General features: G+C 62.4%; 18 protein-coding genes. 4 read left to right on the top strand and 14 right to left on the bottom strand.

The window, feature by feature from the left end:
• The first annotated feature begins 149 nt into the window (after positions 1-149).
• Positions 150-2,279, top strand: a complete 2,130-nt coding sequence (locus tag SARO_RS03770) for a TonB-dependent receptor (protein ID WP_011444415.1) — start codon at positions 150-152, stop codon at positions 2,277-2,279.
• 95 nt (positions 2,280-2,374) lie between these two features.
• On the opposite strand, the gene SARO_RS03775 is transcribed toward SARO_RS03770, so the two are convergent.
• Complete coding sequence (locus tag SARO_RS03775) at positions 2,375-3,448, bottom strand: LacI family DNA-binding transcriptional regulator (protein WP_011444416.1); 1,074 nt, start codon at positions 3,446-3,448, stop codon at positions 2,375-2,377.
• A 119-nt stretch (positions 3,449-3,567) separates the two neighbouring features.
• On the opposite strand from SARO_RS03775, the gene xylB reads away from it, so the two are divergent.
• Both xylB and xylA read left to right on the top strand, forming a co-directional pair.
• Entirely contained in the window at positions 3,568-5,007 is a 1,440-nt protein-coding gene (xylB, locus tag SARO_RS03780) for a xylulokinase (protein ID WP_011444417.1), read from the top strand.
• A gap of 11 nt (positions 5,008-5,018) precedes the next feature.
• Positions 5,019-6,332 (top strand): xylose isomerase, encoded by a 1,314-nt coding sequence (gene xylA / locus SARO_RS03785; protein WP_011444418.1) that lies wholly within the window; start codon positions 5,019-5,021, stop codon positions 6,330-6,332.
• A gap of 447 nt (positions 6,333-6,779) precedes the next feature.
• Here the strand turns inward: xylA and SARO_RS03790 are convergent, their stop codons facing one another.
• The 3 genes from SARO_RS03790 to SARO_RS03800 are packed head-to-tail and all read right to left on the bottom strand — an operon-like array spanning position 6,780 to position 11,070.
• Entirely contained in the window at positions 6,780-7,676 is an 897-nt protein-coding gene (locus SARO_RS03790) for a helix-turn-helix domain-containing protein (RefSeq protein ID WP_041550085.1), read from the bottom strand.
• Positions 7,676-8,887: a cytochrome P450 gene (locus SARO_RS03795; RefSeq protein ID WP_011444420.1), complete on the bottom strand. Its 1,212-nt coding sequence runs from the start codon at positions 8,885-8,887 to the stop codon at positions 7,676-7,678. The genes SARO_RS03790 and SARO_RS03795 overlap by 1 nt, the downstream gene beginning before the upstream one ends.
• A gap of 2 nt (positions 8,888-8,889) precedes the next feature.
• Positions 8,890-11,070: a TonB-dependent receptor gene (locus tag SARO_RS03800; protein ID WP_234007432.1), complete on the bottom strand. Its 2,181-nt coding sequence runs from the start codon at positions 11,068-11,070 to the stop codon at positions 8,890-8,892.
• 702 nt (positions 11,071-11,772) lie between these two features.
• Here SARO_RS03800 and SARO_RS03805 point away from each other — a divergent pair.
• A complete protein-coding gene (locus SARO_RS03805; protein ID WP_011444422.1) occupies positions 11,773-12,201 on the top strand; it encodes a hypothetical protein in 429 nt (142 codons plus the stop codon).
• Between the two features lie 18 nt (positions 12,202-12,219).
• Here SARO_RS03805 and SARO_RS03810 read toward each other — a convergent pair whose 3' ends face one another.
• From SARO_RS03810 to SARO_RS03855, 10 genes are all read right to left on the bottom strand, one after another.
• Positions 12,220-13,293 carry a hypothetical protein gene (locus tag SARO_RS03810; RefSeq protein ID WP_011444423.1) on the bottom strand — a complete coding sequence of 358 codons (1,074 nt, stop codon included), beginning with the start codon at positions 13,291-13,293 and terminating at the stop codon, positions 12,220-12,222.
• Between the two features lies 1 nt (position 13,294).
• Positions 13,295-15,817, bottom strand: coding sequence for a fimbrial biogenesis outer membrane usher protein (locus SARO_RS03815; protein WP_011444424.1), 2,523 nt, complete (start codon positions 15,815-15,817; stop codon positions 13,295-13,297).
• Between the two features lie 2 nt (positions 15,818-15,819).
• Complete coding sequence (locus SARO_RS03820; RefSeq protein WP_011444425.1) at positions 15,820-16,572, bottom strand: fimbria/pilus periplasmic chaperone; 753 nt, start codon at positions 16,570-16,572, stop codon at positions 15,820-15,822.
• 38 nt (positions 16,573-16,610) lie between these two features.
• Entirely contained in the window at positions 16,611-17,183 is a 573-nt protein-coding gene (locus tag SARO_RS03825) for a hypothetical protein (protein ID WP_011444426.1), read from the bottom strand.
• Complete coding sequence (locus tag SARO_RS03830; RefSeq protein WP_234007406.1) at positions 17,183-17,740, bottom strand: hypothetical protein; 558 nt, start codon at positions 17,738-17,740, stop codon at positions 17,183-17,185. Before SARO_RS03830 ends, SARO_RS03825 begins: the two co-directional genes overlap by 1 nt.
• A gap of 50 nt (positions 17,741-17,790) precedes the next feature.
• Entirely contained in the window at positions 17,791-18,360 is a 570-nt protein-coding gene (locus SARO_RS03835) for a hypothetical protein (protein WP_011444428.1), read from the bottom strand.
• Between the two features lie 5 nt (positions 18,361-18,365).
• Positions 18,366-18,941, bottom strand: a complete 576-nt coding sequence (locus SARO_RS03840) for a hypothetical protein (protein ID WP_011444429.1) — start codon at positions 18,939-18,941, stop codon at positions 18,366-18,368.
• A 40-nt stretch (positions 18,942-18,981) separates the two neighbouring features.
• Entirely contained in the window at positions 18,982-19,515 is a 534-nt protein-coding gene (locus SARO_RS03845; protein ID WP_011444430.1) for a hypothetical protein, read from the bottom strand.
• Between the two features lie 22 nt (positions 19,516-19,537).
• On the bottom strand, positions 19,538-20,113 hold the full coding sequence (locus SARO_RS03850; protein WP_011444431.1) for a hypothetical protein: 576 nt from the start codon (positions 20,111-20,113) through the stop codon (positions 19,538-19,540).
• 72 nt (positions 20,114-20,185) lie between these two features.
• Positions 20,186-20,659, bottom strand: a complete 474-nt coding sequence (locus SARO_RS03855) for a hypothetical protein (protein ID WP_041550089.1) — start codon at positions 20,657-20,659, stop codon at positions 20,186-20,188.
• Between the last annotated feature and the right edge of the window lie 665 nt (positions 20,660-21,324).

The following is a 21,324-nucleotide window of genomic DNA, read 5'->3' on the forward strand; positions in this document are numbered from 1 at the left end:
AGACAGGCCCTCGCAAACGCAGCGCCGGCTGCTGTTAATGGATATGTTATCTTGTAACATGACTTGAGGCGGCTTAAGGAGCTGATCGCGGCAAACGCGCGCCGGCCGATGGTCGGTGAAAACGGGTCCGATCCGAAAAGGGCATTTCGATGAAGCGCTTCTCTCTCCTTGCAGGTTGTTCGCTCGCGGTGGCGATTGCATGTTCCGTACCCGCACTGGCCGATGAGGCAGGATCGACGGCCGATACGCAGCAAGGCGGATCGCATGCGCAGCCTTCCGACCAGATCGTGGTGACTGCAGCCTTCCAGCGCGACAGGCTCGATATCCTCTCTGGTGTCTCGGTCCTCCAGGGGGAGGCGTTGACCCAGGCGATCCGCCCGACGCTGGGCGAAACTCTCGATCGCACGCCTGGCGTTTCGGCCACCTCGTTCGGTCCCAACGCGTCGCGTCCTGTCCTGCGTGGTCTCCAGGGCGAGCGTGTGCGGATCCTCACCGACGGCATAGGTGCATTCGATGTGTCGAACACCAGCGCCGACCACGCGGTCGTGATCGATCCGCTACTGGCAGAGCGGATCGAAGTGCTGCGCGGACCCGCGACATTGCTGTTCGGTTCGTCGGCAATCGGCGGCGTGGTCAACGTGATCGACAAGCGCATCCCGCGCACGCTGCCGGACGAGCCCGTCCATGCGGACATGATCGCGACGTATGGCTCCGCAGCAGACGAACGCTCGATTGGCGGCGCGGTCGACGTGCCGTTGGCAGGCAAGTTCGTCGTCCATGCCGACGGCAGCTACCTCAAGACAGGTGACCTGCGCGTGGGCGGAAATCTTCTTGCGGCTCCGGCCCGGGCCACTGCACTTGCCAATGCCGGGTCGGAAGACGATGACCAGCTTGCCGAGGGCATCAGCTTTGCAGGCAACGCTGCGCTCAAGGGGCGCCTGTTGAACTCTGCGGCAGAAACGTGGACCGCAGGCGTGGGCGCCGCACTTGTGACCGACACCGGCAATCTCGGCATCTCCTACAGCCACTATGACAGCCTTTACGGCGTGCCGGTCCGTTATGCGATCCGCCCAGGCGAGGAGCAGGAGGCGCCTCGGCTGGACGTCGCCCAGAATCGCTTCGACATGCGCGCCGAGGTTGAGACCGGCGGTGGTCTTCTCAAGTCCATCCGTGCCCGCGCTGGCTACGCAAGCTACCGTCACTATGAACTCGAGGCCGACGGCAGCATTGGCACCGCCTTCTACAACAAGGGCCTCGAAGGCCGCCTTGAACTGGTTCAGGCCGATCGCGGCGCATGGAAGGGGGCAAGCGGCGTCCAATACTTTTCGCGCGACTTCAACGTCGTCGGGGATGAGGCCTTCCTGCCCAAGAACTCGACCCAGCAGTTCGGCCTGTTCACGCTTCAGCAGCTCGATCTTGGCCAACTGAAGTTCGAAGCCGGCGGCCGGTACGAACACACCGTCCTCGAAGCGCATCCCACGCCTGAACAGCCGCAGTTCTTCGAAGGCAAGCGCACCTTCGGCACCTTCTCCGGGTCGGCTGGGGCGTCTTATGGCTTCGCGAAGGATTGGCGCTTCGGCATCAATCTTTCGCGCACGGTGCGCGCGCCATCTGCGGAGGAACTTTTCGCCAATGGCCCGCATGCCGGCACGCAGGCCTACGAGGTCGGCGATCCCGACTTCAAGACAGAACGCGCAACGGGCATCGAAGCCGTGCTGCGGGGCAAGTCAGGTGGCTTCTCCATCGAAGCCTCGGCCTATCACAACTGGTTCAGCAATTTCATCTACGAGGGCATGACGGGTGAGGTCGAGGATGGCCTGCCGGTGTTCCAGTTCAGCCAGGCCAAGGCGCGCTATTATGGTTTCGAACTCCAGACGACGGCCGCTCTCGGCAAGATTGGCGGCATGGAACTGGTTGCCGATGGCGTTGCCGACTACGTTCACGCAACGATCGACGGCGTCGGCCCCGCGCCGCGAATTCCTCCGCTCCGTCTCCTCGGCGGCCTCGCACTGAACGGAGGGAAAGTCGACTTGCGCGGTGAGGTCGAATGGAACGACAGCCAGGACCGCCTCGCCGCCTTCGAAACGGCGACGGGGAGCTTTACGTTGGTCAATGCGGAAATCAACTATCGCCCCTGGGGCAACGCGCGTCCATTGTCCTTCGCGCTTTCGGCAAACAACATCTTCGATGTCGATGCCCGCCGCCACGCATCCGTTCTCAAGGATTTCGCCCCCCTCGCCGGCCGCGACATTCGTGTCACGGCGCGTGCGAGCTTTTGACGTTTTCGGCGGCGAGGCGGCCGGGGCGGGGCATGGCGCATGTCGCGTGACCGGCCTGGCGCTTCGCCGCCGCCCGACCGGGGCAGAGATCTATGTCAGGCCTGCTTGCCCGGCGCGGACGCGGAATTGCGGCAGACCAGTTGGAAGTCCAGCACGACGCGTTGGGGCGGCGTTTCCGTCCGGGCAGGATCGCGGGTCGCAGAAATTGCCATCCGCGTTCCCGCCTCGGCCATCTCGGCGACTGGTTGGCGGATCGTGGTAAGCTCCGGCCAGATCGTCGTTGCCAGGGCCGTATCGTCGTAACCACAGATCGAAAGGGCCGAAGGCACATCCAGCCCGTGCCGGTGTGCAACGGAAATCGCGGCGGCAGCCATGTCGTCGTTGCTCGCGAGGATGGCCGTTGGTCGATCCGGTTGGCCCAGCAGTGCCTCGGCGGCGGCAAGCCCCGACCGATAGCTGAAGTCGCCCGGTGCAATGTACCCCGGATTGACGGAAAGGCCGGCGTCCCGCAGTGCCCGCTGGTATCCCGTCAGGCGCTGACTTGAAACGGATTGCCGGGTGTCGCCGGTTATGAACCCGATCTTGCGGTGGCCCATTCCTATCAGATGTTCGGTGATGGCATATGCGGCCGCTTCGTCGTCGATCGATACCGACATGGCATCAGGGGCGGGCTGGCCCGTCGCGACCTGGCAGATGGGCCAGCCGGTCTTGCGTAGCTGGTCGAGCAGGTCGGAATCGTCGCAAAGCGGCGGTGGCAGGACCACGCAGTCGATGCGATGCCGCTTCAGCCGCTTTACCAGGGTGCTTGCCGCTTCAGCCGGATCGCACTGTTCGATGACCAACTGGGCATTCTCTGATGAGGCCGCCGCGAGGCTGCCCACCAGGAACTCGCTGAGGTAGGCAGACGAAGGGTTGTCGTAAAGCAGGGCTACCTTGCACTGCTGCCCCCCGGCAAGACTGCGGGCGGCGAGGTTCGGAACATAGCCCAGCTTCTCGATCGCCTGCTGCACGCGAGTGCGCGTATCCTCGGTCACATAGGATTCGCTGTTGACGACGCGGCTGACCGTCATCGGCGATACGCCCGCCAGGCGTGCCACGTCCGCGACTGTCGGCTGACCTCCAGCTCTCCGCGCTCCCCTTTGTCGCGGTTTCCTTTCCGGGTCCTGCACCAATGCCTCTTTCAATGCCCCGGGCGGTCTACGCCAGCCATTCCAGACTTGCAAATGTAGTTATGATAACGCTACCTTATGCAGCAAGAAGGTCCACCGGGCCATGAGAGGATCAAGGCGTGTATCTTGGAATCGATATTGGCACGTCCGGCGTGAAGGCCGTGCTGGTGGAAGAACGCGGCGCCATCGCGGCTCAGGGGACGGCAGCGCATGATGTCAGCCGACCCTACCAGATGTGGTCGGAGCAGGACCCCGCCGCGTGGGTGCGCGCAACCGAGGAGGCGGTGCTCGCGCTGCCGTCGACCTTGCGCGGAGCGGTAAAGGGTGTCGGCCTTGCGGGGCAAATGCACGGGGCGACCCTGCTCGGCGCGGACGACAGGCCATTGCGCCCGGCGATCCTGTGGAACGACGGTCGAAGCTTTGCCGAATGTGTCGAACTGGAGGCCGCGGAACCCCACACCCGCGCGATCACGGGTAATATCGCCATGCCCGGCTTCACCGCGCCCAAGCTTGCCTGGGTGCGCAAGCACGAGCCCGAAATCTTCGCGCAAGTGCGGACGGTGCTGCTGCCGAAGGACTATGTGCGCCTTGTCCTCACGGGCGACAAGGCTTCCGACATGGCCGACAGCGCCGGGACCCTGTGGCTCGACGGCGCGGCCCGTAACTGGTCCGATGCCATGCTCGCGGCCACTGGTCTTGCTCGCTCGATGATGCCGAAGCTCTACGAGGGCAGCGCGGCGACCGGGGTGCTTTCGGCCGAGGTCGCGGCGCGCTGGGGGATGGGCCGAGTGCCGGTCGCTGCGGGCGGCGGCGACAACGCGGCTGGCGCGGCTGGCGTCGGTGTGGTCGGCGATGGCGATGCGTTGCTCTCGCTTGGCACTTCGGGGGTGATCTTCGTGGCGACGCGCGACTTCCGGCCCAATCCGGCCCGCGCGGTCCATGCCTTCTGCCACTGCCTTCCGGATCTCTGGCACCAGATGAGCGTCCACCTTTCCGCAGCAAGCTGCCTCGATTGGGCGGCGGCGGCCATGGGCGTCGACGTGCCCGCACTGCTGGCGCTGGCTGAACAGTCCGGACCGGCAAGCGGGCCGGAACTGTTCCTTCCCTACCTTTCGGGCGAGCGCACGCCGCACAACGATCCGGCAGTGCGCGCCGCTTTCTTGCGCATGGGCAACGAAACCGGTCCTGGCCAGCTTGCCGCAGCCGTTCTTGAAGGCGTCGCCTTCGCCCATGCCGACGGACTCGACGCGCTGCGCGAGGCTGGCACCGACGTCGCGGCGCTCTCGGTCATCGGCGGCGGCGCGCGGTCGCGCCACTGGGGGCGCATCCTCGCCTCGGTCCTCGATGTCCGGCTGGATTACCTCGAAGGCGGGGAAGTGGGGCCTGCCCTCGGCGCGGCCAAGCTTGCCCAGATCGCCGTCACCGGGGCGGACCCGGCCGAAGTCTGCCAGCGTCCGCCGCTTGCCCATTCCATCGAACCCGACCGGGACCTGGCGGAACGCCTGGCCCCGAAGCTTGCCGCATTCCGCGCCGCCTATGGCGCCGTTCGCCATCTCTGAAAGGAAGAACGATGTCTGCCGATTACTTCGCCGATTTCCAGACGGTCCGCTACGAAGGGCCGGACAGCGACAATGACTTTGCCTATCGCTGGTACGACAAGGACCGCGTGATCCTGGGCAAGCGTATGGAGGATCACCTGCGCTTTGCCGTCTGCATGTGGCACACCTTCTGCTGGCCCGGCAGCGACGTGTTCGGTGCAGGCACTTTTACCCGCCCCTGGCTGCAAGGCCCGATGGACGCGAGGAACGCAGCCGCCAAGCGCGAGGCTGCGCTCGCCTTCGTCGAGAAGCTCGATGTTCCCTTCTACTGCTTCCATGACGTCGACGTGATGGCCGAGGCCGAAGGCATTGGCGAATTCCGATCGAGCTTTGCCGAAGCGGTCGATCATCTCGAGGAGCTGCAGGGCAAGCACGGCCGCAAGCTGCTGTGGGGTACCGCCAATCTGTTCGGTCACCCTCGCTACATGGCAGGCGCCGCGACCAATCCCGATCCGGAAGTCTTCGCCTGGGGCGCAAGCCAGGTGCGCGACGCGCTGGAAGCGACCCATCGCCTGGGCGGCGCGAACTACGTGCTGTGGGGCGGCCGCGAAGGCTATGACAGCATCCTCAACACCGAGATCGGGATCGAGCAGGAGAACTTCGGGCGCTTCCTGTCGCTGGTCGTGGATCACAAGCATCGCATCGGCTTCAAGGGCACGATCCTCATCGAGCCCAAGCCGCACGAGCCGACCAAGCACCAGTACGATTTCGACACCCAGACCGTATTCGGCTTTCTCAAGCGCTTCGGGCTGGAAAGCGAAGTGAAGGTGAACATCGAGGCGAATCATGCAACGCTCTCGGGCCATACTTTCGAACACGAACTGGCCATGGCGCGCGCTCTCGGCATTCTCGGCTCGATCGACGCCAACCGTGGCGACCACCAGAACGGCTGGGATACCGACCAATTCCCCAATTCGGTGGAAGAACTGACGCTTGCCATGCTTGAACTGATCCGTGCGGGCGGCTTCACCGATGGCGGCTTCAATTTCGACGCCAAGGTGCGCCGCCAGTCGATCGACGCGGCCGACCTGTTCCACGGCCACATCGGCGGCATCGACACCATCGCGCACGCGCTGGTCAAGGCGGCGGCGCTGATCGAGGACGGCAAGCTTGATGCCTTCCGCGCCGAACGCTACGCGGGGTGGCAGGGGGAACTCGGTCGCAAGATCCACGCAGACGGCACCACGCTGGCCGACATCGCCGACATCGCGGTAGCGCGCGACCTCGCGCCGGTGCGCAGGTCGGGCAGGCAGGAGTGGTGTGAAAACCTGATCAACCGCGTTTGATCCAGCGTCGGTAGGACACGGAAAAGCCGGGGGCATTACGTTTCCGGCTTTTTCCTTTTTTTGGGGTGGCGCCTGCGCTCCTCGAGCCAGAAAATCGGCAGTGACGTGCAACCGCCAACACGCGGCGCAGCCATCGAAGGCGCCGCCTTCGCTCAGGAGTGCCGAACTGCACGACAAGTCAGGAAGTGATGGCGGAGCTATCAGTCCAGAGTGAAATGTTCTCTGCCGACAAAGTGGCCCCAGGGCAGCCGAACCTCAGGATGGGAGAAGGCGGCAGCCTTGTCCCGCGACCGAGTGACATAGCTTTCGAGGATCTCGCTTTCTTGGTCCACGGCCCGCCAGAGGGGGGCTACTCCACTTCGATCTGTTCGAGCAGGAATGCACCGTCGGGTTCGCGCACTACGGCTGCTGTCGCTTGGGCCATTGTTCTCTTTCCCAATCGTATGTTCAGTCGGTTCGGCGCCGTTCCTGCTGGCGGAAGTCGCTGGGGGCCATGCCGAACCAGCTACGGAAGGCGCGGCTGAAGTGGCTCTGGCTGGCAAAGCCCGCCGCTTCGGACAGCGCCGCAAGGCTCATCTCGGTTTGTACGAGCATCTGCTGCGCCCGGTCGAGCCGCGCTTTCATGACATATTGGTGCGGCGTGATGCCGATGGCCTTCTTGAACAGACGGCAGAAGTGCGATGGCGTGACCCCGGCCACCGCCGCCATCGCTTCCAAGCTGTGCTCGGCAGCCGGGTCGGCAAGAATCGCGTTCATGATCTTGTGCAGGCGATAGGCGGAGAAATCCGAAACCGGGATGTCCACCGGGTTGCCGTGCGCTGGCGGGCCGGAGAGGATATGCGCCTTGAGCGCCCCCACCATGGCCGAGACATAGGCGGTGCGCTCCTCGGCCTGCGGGGCGTAGATTTCGGACAGGATCTGCCGGGTCAGCGCCACGCCCAGCGGATCGGAGAATGCGAAGCGCATGCGGTTGAACTGGTCGGCGTGCGGCTGACCGGCCAGCACATCGGACGCCATCGAGAGGGTGACGACGTCAAGCTCGCCATCGACCAGCCAGCCGGTCGGCATCCCCGCAGGCACGATGGTGGCACAGCCGGGGATCGAGCTAGTCTCCGTCCAGCCGCCCTTGTCCCAGGTCTTGACCTGAGGCTTGCCGGCGATGTGGACCGTGAAGATCGGCTGCGGCAACGCGGGCAGTGTATAGGCGCCGACGAATTGCCGCCAGCGGCACAGCGACCAGCCTTCGCCGATAGAGCCCATCTCGACATCCGGCGCGCGGCCGAGGACGTCGCAGATGATCGCCATGTTGTCCCAGTCGGACATGCCATCCGCCGCCTTTGTCATCACACCAGTAGCCTGACCTCGAGCCGCTTGAAGCCGTTGATGAAGTTCGAGCGCACCCGCGAGGGCTCGCCTACCACCTCGAATGCGCGAACATGCCGCGCCATTTCGGCGAACGCCAGCCGCAACTGCATCTCGGCGAGCCGCGAGCCGACGCAGACGTGAGCGCCCGAACCGAAGGCGAGATGTTGGCGCACGGGCCTCGTGATTTCGAAGCGGTCGGGGTTTTCGAAAACGGCAGGGTCGCGGTTTCCGGCGGGGTAGAAGATCACGACCTTGTCGCCCTTGCAGATCGCCTGCTGGCCAAGTTGGGTATCGCGCATCGCGGTGCGGCGCATGTGGATGACCGGGCTGGCGAAGCGCACCATTTCCTTGACCGCAGCGGTCATGAGGGAGGGGTCGGCGCGCAGAATGTCCCACTGGCCGGGGTTCTCCGCCAAGGCGATCATGGTGTGGTTGATCGAGTTGCGCGTGGTCTCGTTCCCGCCGACAAGCGCGAGGATCAGATTGGCGATAAAATCGCGCAGGGGCGCGGGCTCGCCCCGGATCTCGGTATTGGCGAGCAGCGAGGCGATGTCTGGGCCGGGATTGGCGCGGCGGTCTTCGAACAGGGCCGTGGCAAAGCCCATGAATTCGGCCAGCACAGCCTGCATGGCCTCGGGCGACTGGCGGAAATCGGGATCATCCTCGCCGACGAAGGCATCGGTCCAGCGGTGCAGGTCAGGCCAGAGGTCGGCGGGCACGCCGAGCAGTTCGGCGAGCGTCAGCAGCGGTAGCGGCACGGTGAGCAGGGGCAGGATGTTGACCGTCTCGCCCAGCGGCACTTGCGCGAACAGGCGCTCGACCCGCTTCGCGATGCGCTCCTCGATGCCCTGCAATCGCGCTGGCGAAAGCGCGGGCATGACGAACTTGCGGTATTGCGTGTGGCTTGGCGGATCGCGCGAGATGAAGGGGATGCCGATGGCGGATTCGCCAGCGCCGGTCAGACCGACCTGGTTCTCGTTGAAGATGCGGTGCCCGCCGTTCTCGAAGGCCGAGGAGAACAGGTCTGGCTGGCGAGATACGGCGACGATCTCGTCATGGCCGAGCACCGCCCAGAACCCCGCCCCATCGCTTTCGGGGTTCCAGTGGACCGGGCCTTCTGCGCGAAGGTCCTGCAGGGCGGCGTATGGTACACCGCCCTGGTAGGTATCCGGGTTCTTGAGGTCCAGCATCGTCAGAAGCTGTAGCGGATGCTGGCGCCGTAGGTGCGCGGCGCTGAAGGCACGAGGAAGTTATAGGGGAAGCCAGCGCCGCGAAGGTCGAGGCCGTAGCCGAAGGTTTTGCGGTTGAACAGGTTGTTGGCAAAGGCGCGCAGGGTGATCACGTCGGTGCTCCAGCTGAGCGTGGCGTTGACCTTGGCGTTGGCGCCTTGCTGCAACTCGCTGTTGACCTGTGCGGTGCCCGGAGCGTTCTCGGCATTGAAGGGCGAGAAATACTGGCGGCTGGAATAGGCCATGTTCGGCGCGAAGGACAGCGTACCGCCGCCCACTTGCAGCATGTCCCATTCGAACCCGACTTGCGCGGTCATGCGCGGAGCGAAAGGCAAGGAATTGCCCGAGAGGTCCGCGCCCTGCAGCGTCAGGCGCTTGTACTTCGAATGGAGCAGGCCGACCGAAGCATCGAGGCGGAAACCATCGACCGGACGCAGCGTGGTTTCAAGCTCGAGGCCATAGACTTCGGACTTGGGCGCGTTGACGAGGAACGAGACCGGTCCGGCGCGCGTGTCCTGCAACTGCTGGTTGGTGTAATCATAGTAGAAGGCAGAAGCCGCATAAGTCAGCAACCGGCCACCGGCGCGGCCCTTGATGCCGAGTTCATAGGCGTTGACCCGCTCGGGCTTGATGTAGCCGATGCCCGCCGACGAGGTGTAGCCGCCGCCGTTGACCGCGCCTGCGCGGTAGCCACGGTTGTAGCTGGCATAGACCAGCGTGCCGCTGTCGAAGGTGTAGCTCAGCGCGACGCGCCCGGTCAGCGCGTTGTTCTTGTCCGACAGGGCAAAACGCGCGGCAGGATCGTAGGCGCAGGTTCCGGCAACGCCGGTGCAGGGCACGGTTGTCGCGATCGGGAAGGGCGCCGCGCCTACCTCACCGACAAAGAGGTAGGCATAGGCATCGTCGTAGCGCGAGGTATCGTGGGTGTATCGCGCGCCGAGCGTCAGCACGAGCTTGTCGGCAACGTCGATATCGGCCTGACCGAAGACGGCATAGCTGTTGCGTACCTGTCGGTAGTGTTGGAAGAAGCCGCCTGCAGGGGGCAGCGGCAGGTTGAACGTGTTGTCGGTGATGTTGCGGTCCCAGCCATAGAACAGGCCGCCGACGAAGTTGACGCCGTTGCCGCTGTAGTTGGCACGCAGTTCCTCGCTGAACTGGCGGTATTGCGAGCGCCAGTTGATATCGAGAATGTCGAGCGGCGATCCATCGGCCGCCTGCTGCAGGTTCTGGCTGCCACCGTCATAGCTGGTGATCGAAGTGAGGCTCAGCGTATCGCTCAATTCCAGCGCGACATTGGCCGAAAAGCCCCAGGCATCGGTGCGGTTCGTTCCGACGCGGTTCTCGTTGATCTCGAAGAAGCCGAGCCCGGTGCGGAACGGGCCAAGCCCGTGCACCGCCGCCTGCGTGCCGCGATCGCGCCCGGCATAAGCGCGAAGCGTAATGGCGAGCGCCTCGCTTGGCATCGCGCGCATAGAAACGCGGCCCTGCAGCGTGTCGGTGGACATGGCATCGCGCCCACCGGGGAACACGTTCTTCACCTGCCCATCGCCCTTGGCGTAGTTCACCGCAACGCGCAGGCCGAGCTTGTCTTCGGACACCGTCGCTTCGGCAGCGCCCTGCGCGGTAAAGGTGTCGAAGTTGGCGTAGCCTGCCTGCAGGTAGCCATTCGTCCCCGAAAGATCGGGCTTCTTCGTGATGAAGTTGATCGCGCCGCCGGTGGTGTTGCGACCGAACAGCGTGCCCTGCGGCCCCCGCAGCACCTCGATCCGGTCAAGATCGAACAAGCCCATGCCGTGGCTGGTGCGCGGCGCCAGGTACACATCGTCGAGATAGACGCCGACCGGCGAGGCCTGGTTGGAATTATATTCATTCGCCACGCCGATCCCGCGTAGCGAGAAGTTGGGCTGCGTGTTGCCATAGGGGCTGTTGATCTGGAGGTTCGGCACGGCATCGCCAAGTTGTGCCGAGTTGGTAATGCCGCGCTGCGCCAGGCTATCGCTACCCAACGCCGTCACCGCCAGCGGCACGTCGAGGAGCGATTGTTCTCGGCGCTGCGCGGTCACGACGATGTCGGCGTTGGTTTCGTGGGTTTTCGCAGCCTGCGACGCAGTCTGAGTGGCTGAGGCTTCTTGGGCCAACGCCATCGGCGAAACGGTGCATGAAAGTGCCAGCGCAAATGCACAGGTCATTGGCTTCGAGGCCATTCTCATCTCTCCCTCGGTGCAAGCTTCTGGGGCTTGCCGAGTGAGAAGTTAGCGGAGTCTGCGAGAACGCGCTTTAGTCAGACCTGCTCGGACTTTTGACATTTCTTGCGCAGATTGTTGTCAGATGGAGGGCAAATGGGAGCTGTCAGTCTAAAGCGAAAGCTGCGCGTGCGGTTCACCCGCTGTCGCAGTATGTCGGCTGCAAACATTGGTCCGAAACTGTTCCACCACACCCGCACCGTCTCATGGCAGATGTCGATCCCCCGCTCGAACAGCAGGTCCTCGACGTTGCGCAGCGACAACGGGAAGCGGACTTACATCATGCCGCCAACCGGATGATCTCCGGCGAGGAGTTGAAGTAGCGAAAGGGGCTCGCAGGCTTGTGCGGTCTCGGCATCAGCCAAAGCTAGCGATCAGAACGGTCTGTTCCAACCGGTGCGTTTGCTTTGACAGTGCCACTGGCGGACTTGCTGACCCTTGCCAGCTACCATCGCCCTGCCCCGCCCGCTAGCTTGCTTTGACAACACCCGGCGCTGGAATCGGGGAGCAAAGGAGTCAATGGTTACTGCGGTGTTAGTCATAAGGTTGAAGTATATTGCAACGTCGCGGTGACATGCTCCCAAGAAATCAGGGAGCAGTAGCATGTACGATCGTTTGGTGTTCGGTGCCTTGGCAAGTGCTCTTGCACTGGCAACGCCGGTTGAAGCGAATGCTCCCGGCGTTGAACTTGGCGCTAACCAGTTTTCCGTCGGAGTGGTCGGGTTCGTGCCGGTGATCTGCAGGGCTAGCCTTGATGCGGGAATGGTTCCGATTGGAACCGGCACCGCCAAGCTCGGCACGTTGAACGAGTTCTGCAACAGTCCCGGGGGCTACCGCGTCGTCGCAACATACTCGCCGTCGCTGGCGAGCGGCAGGTTGATGGTCGATGGGAGCGCGATCGAACTGGACGGTACGGGATCGGTCGTGGTCAGCCAAAGCGATCACGCCGCCATGACGAACCGCGATCTCTCGCTAGAGCTCTCGCAGGACGTGACAAGTGGCTCACTCGATTTCCGCATCGAACCGCTCTGAACGCTTTACCGCCCGATTTTACGGAACGGTATAGGCGTTACAATCGACAATCGGGTCGGGAACCGCCAGCGGCTCGATTGTGACAGTTAGCAGGTCGCGATAATTGGGGGCGACGAATTTGCCCTGCCCACCTTCGCGAAGGGTCGCCTGCAGGTACAGCTTGTCTTCAACCGAGTTGCCTACACCGGCCCTGCTACAGGTGCGCGTGATTGCGGACGTCGCCGTTTCGTCACGCGTCAGCCCGAGGAACTTGAGCGAATAGTTCACGCGCTGGGTTGCAGTGCCGAGATTGCCGCCAGGATACGTCATCCGGTAGCTGTTTCCTGAAGTCAGGGTGACGCGGTATGGCCCGGAACTCTGCACTCGAATGTAATTGTTGGGCGATGTACGATAATTTGCCGGCGTCGCCGTGACCTGGGATGTAGCCACGTTCCCGATCTCGCCGAATGACAGATCGTTCCCTGCATAGCTTGCCTGCAACGCACTCAGCACCTTGATGGGGAACGAGATTGCATTGGTGATCTCCCCAGTTTGCTGCGACTGGCCTCCGCCCCCGGTGGTGGAGCACGCAAAAACCGCATCAAACGAAAGCGTTGCTGAATTCGTCAGGTCGAGCTTTGCGGGAAGCTGGACCGTGAAGTTGACGGTTGCAAAATCCGACGCGGCATTGTTGCCCGTGAAGGCAATCTTCAGGAACTTGTTGGTTCCACTTGGGTCCACCGAAGTCGGCGCGACGACTGGGGGGGTCTCGTTGGAATCGTAGAAGATGTCGTAACCAAGGCCGGCGTAGTTTCCAGCGACAACGACGGAGTTGGCAACGACGGTAGTGCCGTTTGCGTTGGCATCATGTGCCCTCAGGTAGAAATTGACGATGTCGGTCTTCTCGCCCCCGCTGCCATTGACCCGCTTGAGTTGAAGCGTGATCGACGTTGCGCCCAGTCCGGTCGGATTGAACGGATCGTAATTGACCGTCGTCGACGAGGTTCCCGAGCTGAGGATGCCGCACGTTGCGGCGTGGGCCACACCACTGACCGAAGCAGCAACCGTCGCGACGGCGATTGCGGTGCGCCTTAGGAATTTGGAGATACCCATCTTACTGTCCCTCTGCCGGCGCAATCTGGCCGAGCCGGATGATACCGTCGGTGCTTTCCGGTATGTTGATCTCGAACGTCGATTTCTTCTCGTCCAGCATTTCGAGCCTCCATTTTCCGGGGGCAAGGCCAGTGGCTCCGAAACGTCCCTGTCGGTTTGTAAACAACGTGACGGGTGGACGGTCAGGATGGGCAAGTTCCGTCGCGGTGCCGGAAACCAGCGAAACCGGCGCACCATCGGCGTCGACCATCGTGCCGATTGCCGTCACCCCGTAGTCCGAACCGACCTCGAGCAAGAAACCGCTGCGATAGGGCGGGAAGACACGGAAGGAGCCCTGGCCGATGTCGGTGCCTGCCGGAGCGTTGGCGACATCGACAGTTACAGTCCGTTCCGCGTAGGATGAGAGGCTCGGCATTGTCGCCGCGCCCAAGGCTCCGCTTTTCGCAGTATAGCCGAACGACGTGGGCTCGACGATCACATCGGCGCCCTTGAGACGCTTGTGTGGCTTGACCACCGCGAAGCTGTCGTAAATCGGCCGTCCGATCGAGGCCTGATCGCCCGCAATCGACAGGGACGTGCCGAGCCGCAAGCTGGTCCGCTGATTCAGGCTGGTTCCAAAATCTCCTGCGAACGTGCCGAAATGACTAATCCCTAGTTCCGCACGATTGGTGAAATAGTTGCCATTGAAATTGAGTGCCGAGCCGAAGTCGGAGCGCTCGGCATCTGCGCTCAGGTTGTAGCTGCCTACACCGGAGCCATGCAATGTCTGGAACGAAGCGCGAGTTCGGTTGTCGCGGGTGTCGTGATCGACGCGCGCGCTGGAATAGCGTCCAAGCCGGATCGTCAACGAGAGAAATGCGCTGAACTCGTCGCCGCGCAAATCCTTCTGGTAACGGCTCTCGGCCGAAAGGGTTGCCGAATTGCTGATCCGCCAGCCCCCGGTAACACGATAGTTCTGGACGTCGGGTCGGCCTCCGCGCCCTTTCGAGTATCTCGCGTCGACACCCGCGTAAAAATCGTTCGTGAACGTGCGCTGGTAACCGCCACCGACTTCAAACTCGTATGGATTGTTCGGCAGAAAGAAGGTCACTGGAGCAAACTTCTGGCTGCGCGATTCAACGAACAGGTTGAACGTGTCCGACTGACCGTTGCCCCGCTGGACCTGGCGCTGAAATGTTGCTTGCACAGCCCGGCCGTCGCCGATCCCATCGGCGTGGCTGTAGGCTGCATTGAAACCAAAGATGCCGATGGATGTCGCCAGGACACCTTCGACCCCGGCCATCCTGGTCTGCTTGTCGGCCTGGAAATTCACGCCGAGAGTGACGTAGTCAGTGATCCCGCGCCGGTAGAAGCCGGAAGATATCCAGTCGTTGCTGTAGACAGGGCCTCGCACGCCCAACGGAGCCTTCACCCCCGCGTAAAGACCGAACTCGCTCAGCCCTTTGGCCAGTTGGGTCTGGTCGAGGAAGATATTGAAGCGAAGGACCTCTGTCCGACCAGTGTCGTCAAGAACGTTCAAACGAACATCATTTGCCCCTTGCGTGAACGGGAAGTCGCGCAAATCGTAGTTGCCTGGTGCCAGTTGAAGCCGCCGGACTTGCTGGCCGTTGACAACCACTTCCACGGTTGACGGACGATCCAGACGGAACTGCCGATCGCCACGCGGCCGGATGATCTGTTGCGGATTGAGTACGCTGTAGGAGCGGAAGATCGAAACACCGGCTATGTCCGGTGAGGTCTGGAATCCTCGCGACGTGGTCTCGAGATCGCCAGCCGTGAACCGGATCAGGTTGTGTGTGTCGTCATAGACCAATCGACTGCCGAGTCTCTGGAAGTCCGCTCCCCGCGCGCCGGGGATCCAGATTGCGTCTGACTCTGCCACAACCGGCCCCAATCGTGCCGCACCGTCCAGCAGCAGAACCGGATCGGCGAAGCCCTGACTGAAGCCGCCTTCGACGTAGTCGAGCGAGCCGCGAATATTGAGATAAGCGCTGAAATTCTGGGGTTGGACAACTTCGCCGAACAGGCTCCTGTCCAGCGGGGAGACTGCCACCGACCGCGAGGCTCTGCGTTCGACCGGGATCTGGAACCGCAATTCCAGGGTCTGGGGATCATAAACGACGACTACGCCCGATGGTGCAAGATCGGCAGGTCCGATCCGGGCTCGTCCGCCAAGACCGTTGCGGAGCGCCTTGAGCACCTCGGGGTCGAGGATAGGCTCAAGCAATTGCAGCGTGCGATCCGCCGGAAACGACAGCGTGTCGTCCGCCGCGATCCTGAGCGGAACGTCCCCGAGGTAGGTGGCGCCGTCCTTTGCAGGAACGGTGAGCACAATGTCGCGTCCAGTAGGATTGAGCGGAATGCTTCGGGCGCTTCCGCCCCCGTCTGACTGACTGTCTGTTGCGGCAATATCGCTGGCGACACCCGAACTGGAGGTAAACGCCTCTGCGCGCACTGGATGTACGCTGCACAGCGCCGCAACGCTGGCGGAGATCAACGATGCCGTGCGAATATCAGTTGCCATCCTCAGTCCCCAGGACTGAATGTGGCCTCAACCGAACCCTCTGCGCTCGGAAGCTCGACGGGCACCGTCACGCGTCGCTCCTGGTTTGCGCCAATCAGGCCAAAGCCAATTGTCTGCTGGATTTCTGGCCCGGACATTGTCCGCCGGAAAATCTCGTTGCCGGCCGCGTCCTTTTCGACAATGCGAAGGCGTCCGTCCGAAAGGTAGCCATGCGCGACCGAGGCGTTGCGGACCATCAGGAGCGGCACTGGCTTGCCTGCGGCATTGCGGCCGATGCTGGCACTGGCGACAGAAATAGAGGGCTTGTGGCCAGCGGGCGCGATGCTGATCAGAACCTGGAAGTTATACAAAATCTGGATCGCGGACTTGCCTTCGGGAAGCTTGACCGGGAGTTGCGCCACCGTGATGTAATAGTGCTTGCTTGCGGCTAGATCGGGATCACCGACGTATTGCACGCGGAACGTCTGGGTCTGGCCGGGCTGTATCAGCGCCTGCGGTGGAAAGACCAGCAGGTCGCCGGGATCAACCCCGGTCAGGGATACCCCATCTTCTGTCAGCTTGAGTTCCTGCACGGTAAGCTCGACCGGCAGCGGCGTGGAAAACGTGTTCTCGACGGTAATGACCTGGGTCATCCCGCGCCCGGAGGTCTGCAGGTTGATGACGACAGGCTGGACAGTCATGGCATTCGCGATCGGCGCTGTTTGAACAAGCGCTGCGGCGAGCATCGCCAGAACTCTCTTGAATCCGATCCTCAAGTCATCCTCCTGTCAAGGCCCGCGGGCTCTTGGTCATTTCAATTCGCCGCGCGAAACTCGACAATTATGGTATCGTCGAACCGTCCCGCCGTAAGCGGTCCGCCGCCTGATGGCGTTGCGATCCTCAAGGCGATTTCGCCCGCACGGGCGTTCAAGGCATCGAGCAGAATGGTCCCCTCATCGGTTGACTGATCGACCGATTTTCCTGCCCAATCAACGCCCAGCCTGTATGTGACAAAATCCGCGAAGGACGTCGAGCTTTGGCGGTTGGCGATGCTCCCGCCGTTCCGCAGCAGGCCGCCATTGCCGCTGCGGACCGTGAACTGATGGGAAGAATTGCAGATGACTGGCAGCGCCAGTTCTATCGAGCTCGCGACGGGATTGGCGTTCTGCGGATCGACGAACTGGGAGATAAGAACCTGCCCGCTGGATGTGCCCGTGCTCGTAAAGCTGGCATTGATGGCGTTGGCAGCGGTCGGAGCATCGAGAACACATGCCGAAGGCGCCGTGCCGATCATCTCCAGCCGCTGACTGTCGGTGTCGATCTCCTGCGCAAAAGCGGCAGAGCAGGCAAATGCTGCTGGCAAGACAAGGATGAGCGAAGCACGCATCAGCGGGGCTCCATGAAAATGCGCAGTGTGTCTCCGTAAACGCCGGCAAGCACCGGGGCGTTGGTCTGCACATTGGAGGCACCGGCGTCGATTTCTATGCGCAGGCTGAGAACGCCCGCGGTCGCCGCGTTGACGTTGACCCGCTCTTCCACCAGTCGGCGCACTTTGGCGTCGGCCAGGAAATTGCCGCTGGCGGACCCCCAATCGATACGGGTCCGGTAGGGCAGAGCATAGGCAAACCCCTGCGCCTGCGTGCTCATGCTGCCATCAGTTGGCCAAAGGCCGTTGTTCTGGGATTCTATGCGCACCCGGTGAGGGAAATTGCAGACGGCGTCGAACGATACGGTAACGCTAGCCGGCCTGGCTGCGAGCGTCCGCTGGTCCGTCAACTCCTCGATCTGCAATGTGTCACCGTCGAGGCCACGAAAATTGACCAGTTCTCCAGCCTGGAGTTTAGCGGGTTGGATCGAACACACCTGCGGCGCGTTCCCGTTCACGGGAAAGGCCCGATCCACCGTCGCGGCCAGTTGCGCCTCCGCCGTCACCGGCAGCAGCAACGTGCTACCGATCAGGGCAACTCCAACGAAGGGGCGCAACGGGCTCATGGTCAGTTCGCGGCGCTAAGGGTTACCGTGACGAGGCCACGATACGCTGTATCGGCCACTGGCCGCAGGTTACTTCCTCCAGTGGTTGCAAAGCCCCCGATGCTGACAGTGATATCGCCGGTAAAGGCGTCATCGCGCGACTGCGAGGCATTTGGGTTGTTCGCCGCCGCGGTGTCGAAACTGGCCGCAGTTGGGGTCCAGCCACTGGCTGTGGCCACGTAGTCCACCTGCCGCGAAAATCCGTCGGGAGGCGTAGCGGTGAAGTTCTGGGCGCTGATCCGGGTCGCTTCCACACTGATCGTGCTGCGTGCGGAACAGAAGGCGCCGCTCAGCACCTTTGCGGGCGCGGCGAGGTCTGTCCGCAAGAAGCCGGTGGTCGTGTCGATCAGAACGCCCAGATCGAAAGTGCCCGCTTCGTCGGAAAGGGTCCCGCCCGAGCAAAGCGTCGGAACGGTACCGGTGACGGCGAAGCTCTTGGAATCCGTATCCGAAGCTTGCTGAGCCGCTGCGGCGGTGGAGGCGACAGCGAAAAAGGCCGATCCGGCGAGTGCGAAGAGACGAAGTCTTTCCATGATCTTTACTCCGCGATCGCCGCCGGACCCAAGGTCACGGTGACGAGGCCATTGTAATTGTCCGCAAGCAGCAGGGCATCCGACGGGACAGAGAAGTTCGACAGCTGAACCTGGATGTCCGAGAGCCTTGGCAGAGGCTGCGTGGCCCCAGTGCTTTGGCTGGAGGGATTGTTGCCGTCCGCAAGGGCAGAACTCGTGGCCGACGTCCCGCCATTCGCCCAACCCGAACCGCTCGCGGTAAAGTTCACCGCACGCGCGAACCCGGCGGGCGGTGTTCCGGCAGATTCACTGACGAGCGCTGTGGTCGAAATTGACAGTGCCGATCCGGCAAAATTGCAGAAGCTGCCTGGCAGCGTCACTTCTTGCGCGGGAATGACCGCCAAGCGTCCGATGCGCGAACCTGAAGTTGCTGCCATCTGGCCGAGATCGACACTCGCGGTCGATGGCTCGCCCAGGATGCAGAGCGGGGCAACGCGGCCTGTCACCTTGACATCGGCGGAGTCGGTGTCGGTCGCCTGCGCAAACGCCGGGGATACCGCGCCTAGTACCGACAGGGCTGCCAGGCAGATCAATTTTTTCATCTCAGCCACTCCTTGCGGAATTCTGCCGGTTGCCGACCGATCAAAGCGCCGGGGTGAAGTTCGGCTTCAGCGTGACGGTGACCTGGCCCGTATAGTCGCCCGCAACCAGCAGACCGCCGTCGGTGGACGCCTGGGACAGCGTCACGAGGATGTCCCCGGTGAACATGCCGACATCGGCCGGATCGCCCGCACCGGCGACGGTGGTCGTGTCCGAAGCGTCGACTGCATTCGCGCTCGCTGTCGCGAGATAATCGATGCTGTTGGTGAACCCGGTCGCCGCATTGGCGGAATTGACAAGCTTGGTCGCTTCGACTTCCATGGTCGAGGCAGCATTGTTGCACCAGCCCACCAGTGTTGCATTGCGCCCATCGATCACGGACGCCTTGAGCTTGCCCGCGTTTGCGTCGGTGCCTGGCAGTGCCAGTTCGCCCAGCGTAATGGTCGCATTGTCCGTGGTGAACAGGCAGCGCCCCGCCACAGTGCCCGAGATGTCGACCGTGCCGGTCGCATCCTGGGCCGTTGCAGGGCTCGCCAGCATTACAAGCGGGACGATGATGGAAAGTGACTTGCGCATAGGTTTTCCCCCTTGTGCCCGATCAGACCGGTGACACGGTGATCGAGATAGACCCCGAATAGCTGCCCGCCTTGAGCTGGTCGGTGCCATTGGTGGTTGTTCCGTTGGATACTGTCACGGTGACGTTGTTGGTCGCGTTCTTCAGCCGGTCGCCGACACTCGTTGTGGTCGCCGCCGGGAGCGAATCTGCAGTAGTGTAGACCGCGCTGGCGTCGGCCCCGCCGCCAGCCTTCTGGGCCGTCAGCGTGGAGGTGTAATGGACCGTTCCGGTGTAGCCGCCCGATGTCCCTGCGTTGCCGCTGATGGTCAACGGGAGTGCCGACACGGTGATCGTCGGTGTCGTCGTGGTGCAGCGAACCGAGAAGGAGCGCGAAAGGCCCCCCGTGTTCGACGAGAATGCGGAATCCACGGTCCCGGCATTCACGCCGGTCTGCAGGGACAGTTCACCAAGCGTGATGGTGTCCGAGATGGGCGCGATCGCGAAGCACTTGTCCGCAACCGATCCAGTTACCGTGACCGAGCCGGTTGCTTGTGCGGCAGCCGGCGATGCAATTGCCGCAGCTGATGCAACAGCGGCAAGGAGAACAATCTTTTTCATCTTCCTTCCTTTCCAGCCGTCTCCGGCTCAACTTGTCGCGGCCTTGCAACCGCATTCATGTCCGCCGTGAAATCAGGGCGAAGCCGAAACCGTAACCGTCAGAGTGTCAGTGTAATTTCCGTTGATCAGGGCATCGGCCCCCGAATAGGCCGGCGCATTGACGCGAAGATATGAGCCGTCGACGTTGATCGACGTATCGTCGAGCCGTAGCCCCTGCGTGGACGACGATGCCCCACGAAATGAGCAAGGGTTCGCTGCCGTGGGCGAAAGGTCTGCCGCCGGGCAGTTGGCCATTGCCGAAGTGGACGAACCCTGCAGCTTCAAGGTCACCGTATAGGGCGCCTTGTTGGTGTAACCGGGCGCTCCGGGCGCTGCCGGCGTCAACAGGCCACCATTGGAAGAGACCACGGCGACACGAGACGGAACGGTGCAGTTCAACTTGAACGCGAAGTCGTTGGTCCAGGTATTCGTGTCCAGAGCGCCAGCGTCGTAATTGCCGCTAGGAGCGGTCGCAAAGCCGCAGATGCCGCCAATCGATGCAGTCACCGGAACTGTAAATGTAAGCGAATTGGGCGCTCCATCCCCTGGCGCATATACGGTCGCCGAAAGCGCCTGGGCGCAGGCTGGTGCAGCCGCAAGAAGCCAAGCGGTGCCCAAGGCTCCCGCCAGTCCCCTCATCCTGATGCACACGCCAAGCACTGATCCAGTTCCTCCGGTCATACGTCTTCGCTCTGCCCGGCCAACCGGACAGTGTTTTAGTAGATTTTACGTAGGACCCTGTTTTCCTTTGACTTCGAATATCCGCTCAGCAGTGAGCTCGATCCGACACAGGCTTATTAATCATTTGGATAAACTGATTATACATAGGTAATTTTACGGAGGTGTTCAGATTCGGGACCAATATGATTAACATTAATTCATATCGATCTTTATGCATTTGAAAATACGATATAATTTTCGAGCCTCATAAATGACGCCGAAACGGTGAAAATGACACTCACTTCACCTGATGTGGCGTCCATTAACGATTAGGGCGCCGCGTTGTTAACCATTCCGGGCTGGATCAGAGGTAAAGGTCTAGCGACTCGGAGATTGCAGGACGGCCGAAATTCTTTTTCCGACAGCAACTTGGCATACCCCCCGCGCTTGCGTGGCAGCCAACCAGGAAGTGCTCGGCATTTTCACTGGACGCAGTCAGAACCTACGGCGAT

It is taken from the genome of Novosphingobium aromaticivorans DSM 12444 (assembly GCF_000013325.1).
Taxonomy (GTDB): Bacteria; Pseudomonadota; Alphaproteobacteria; order Sphingomonadales; family Sphingomonadaceae; genus Novosphingobium; species Novosphingobium aromaticivorans.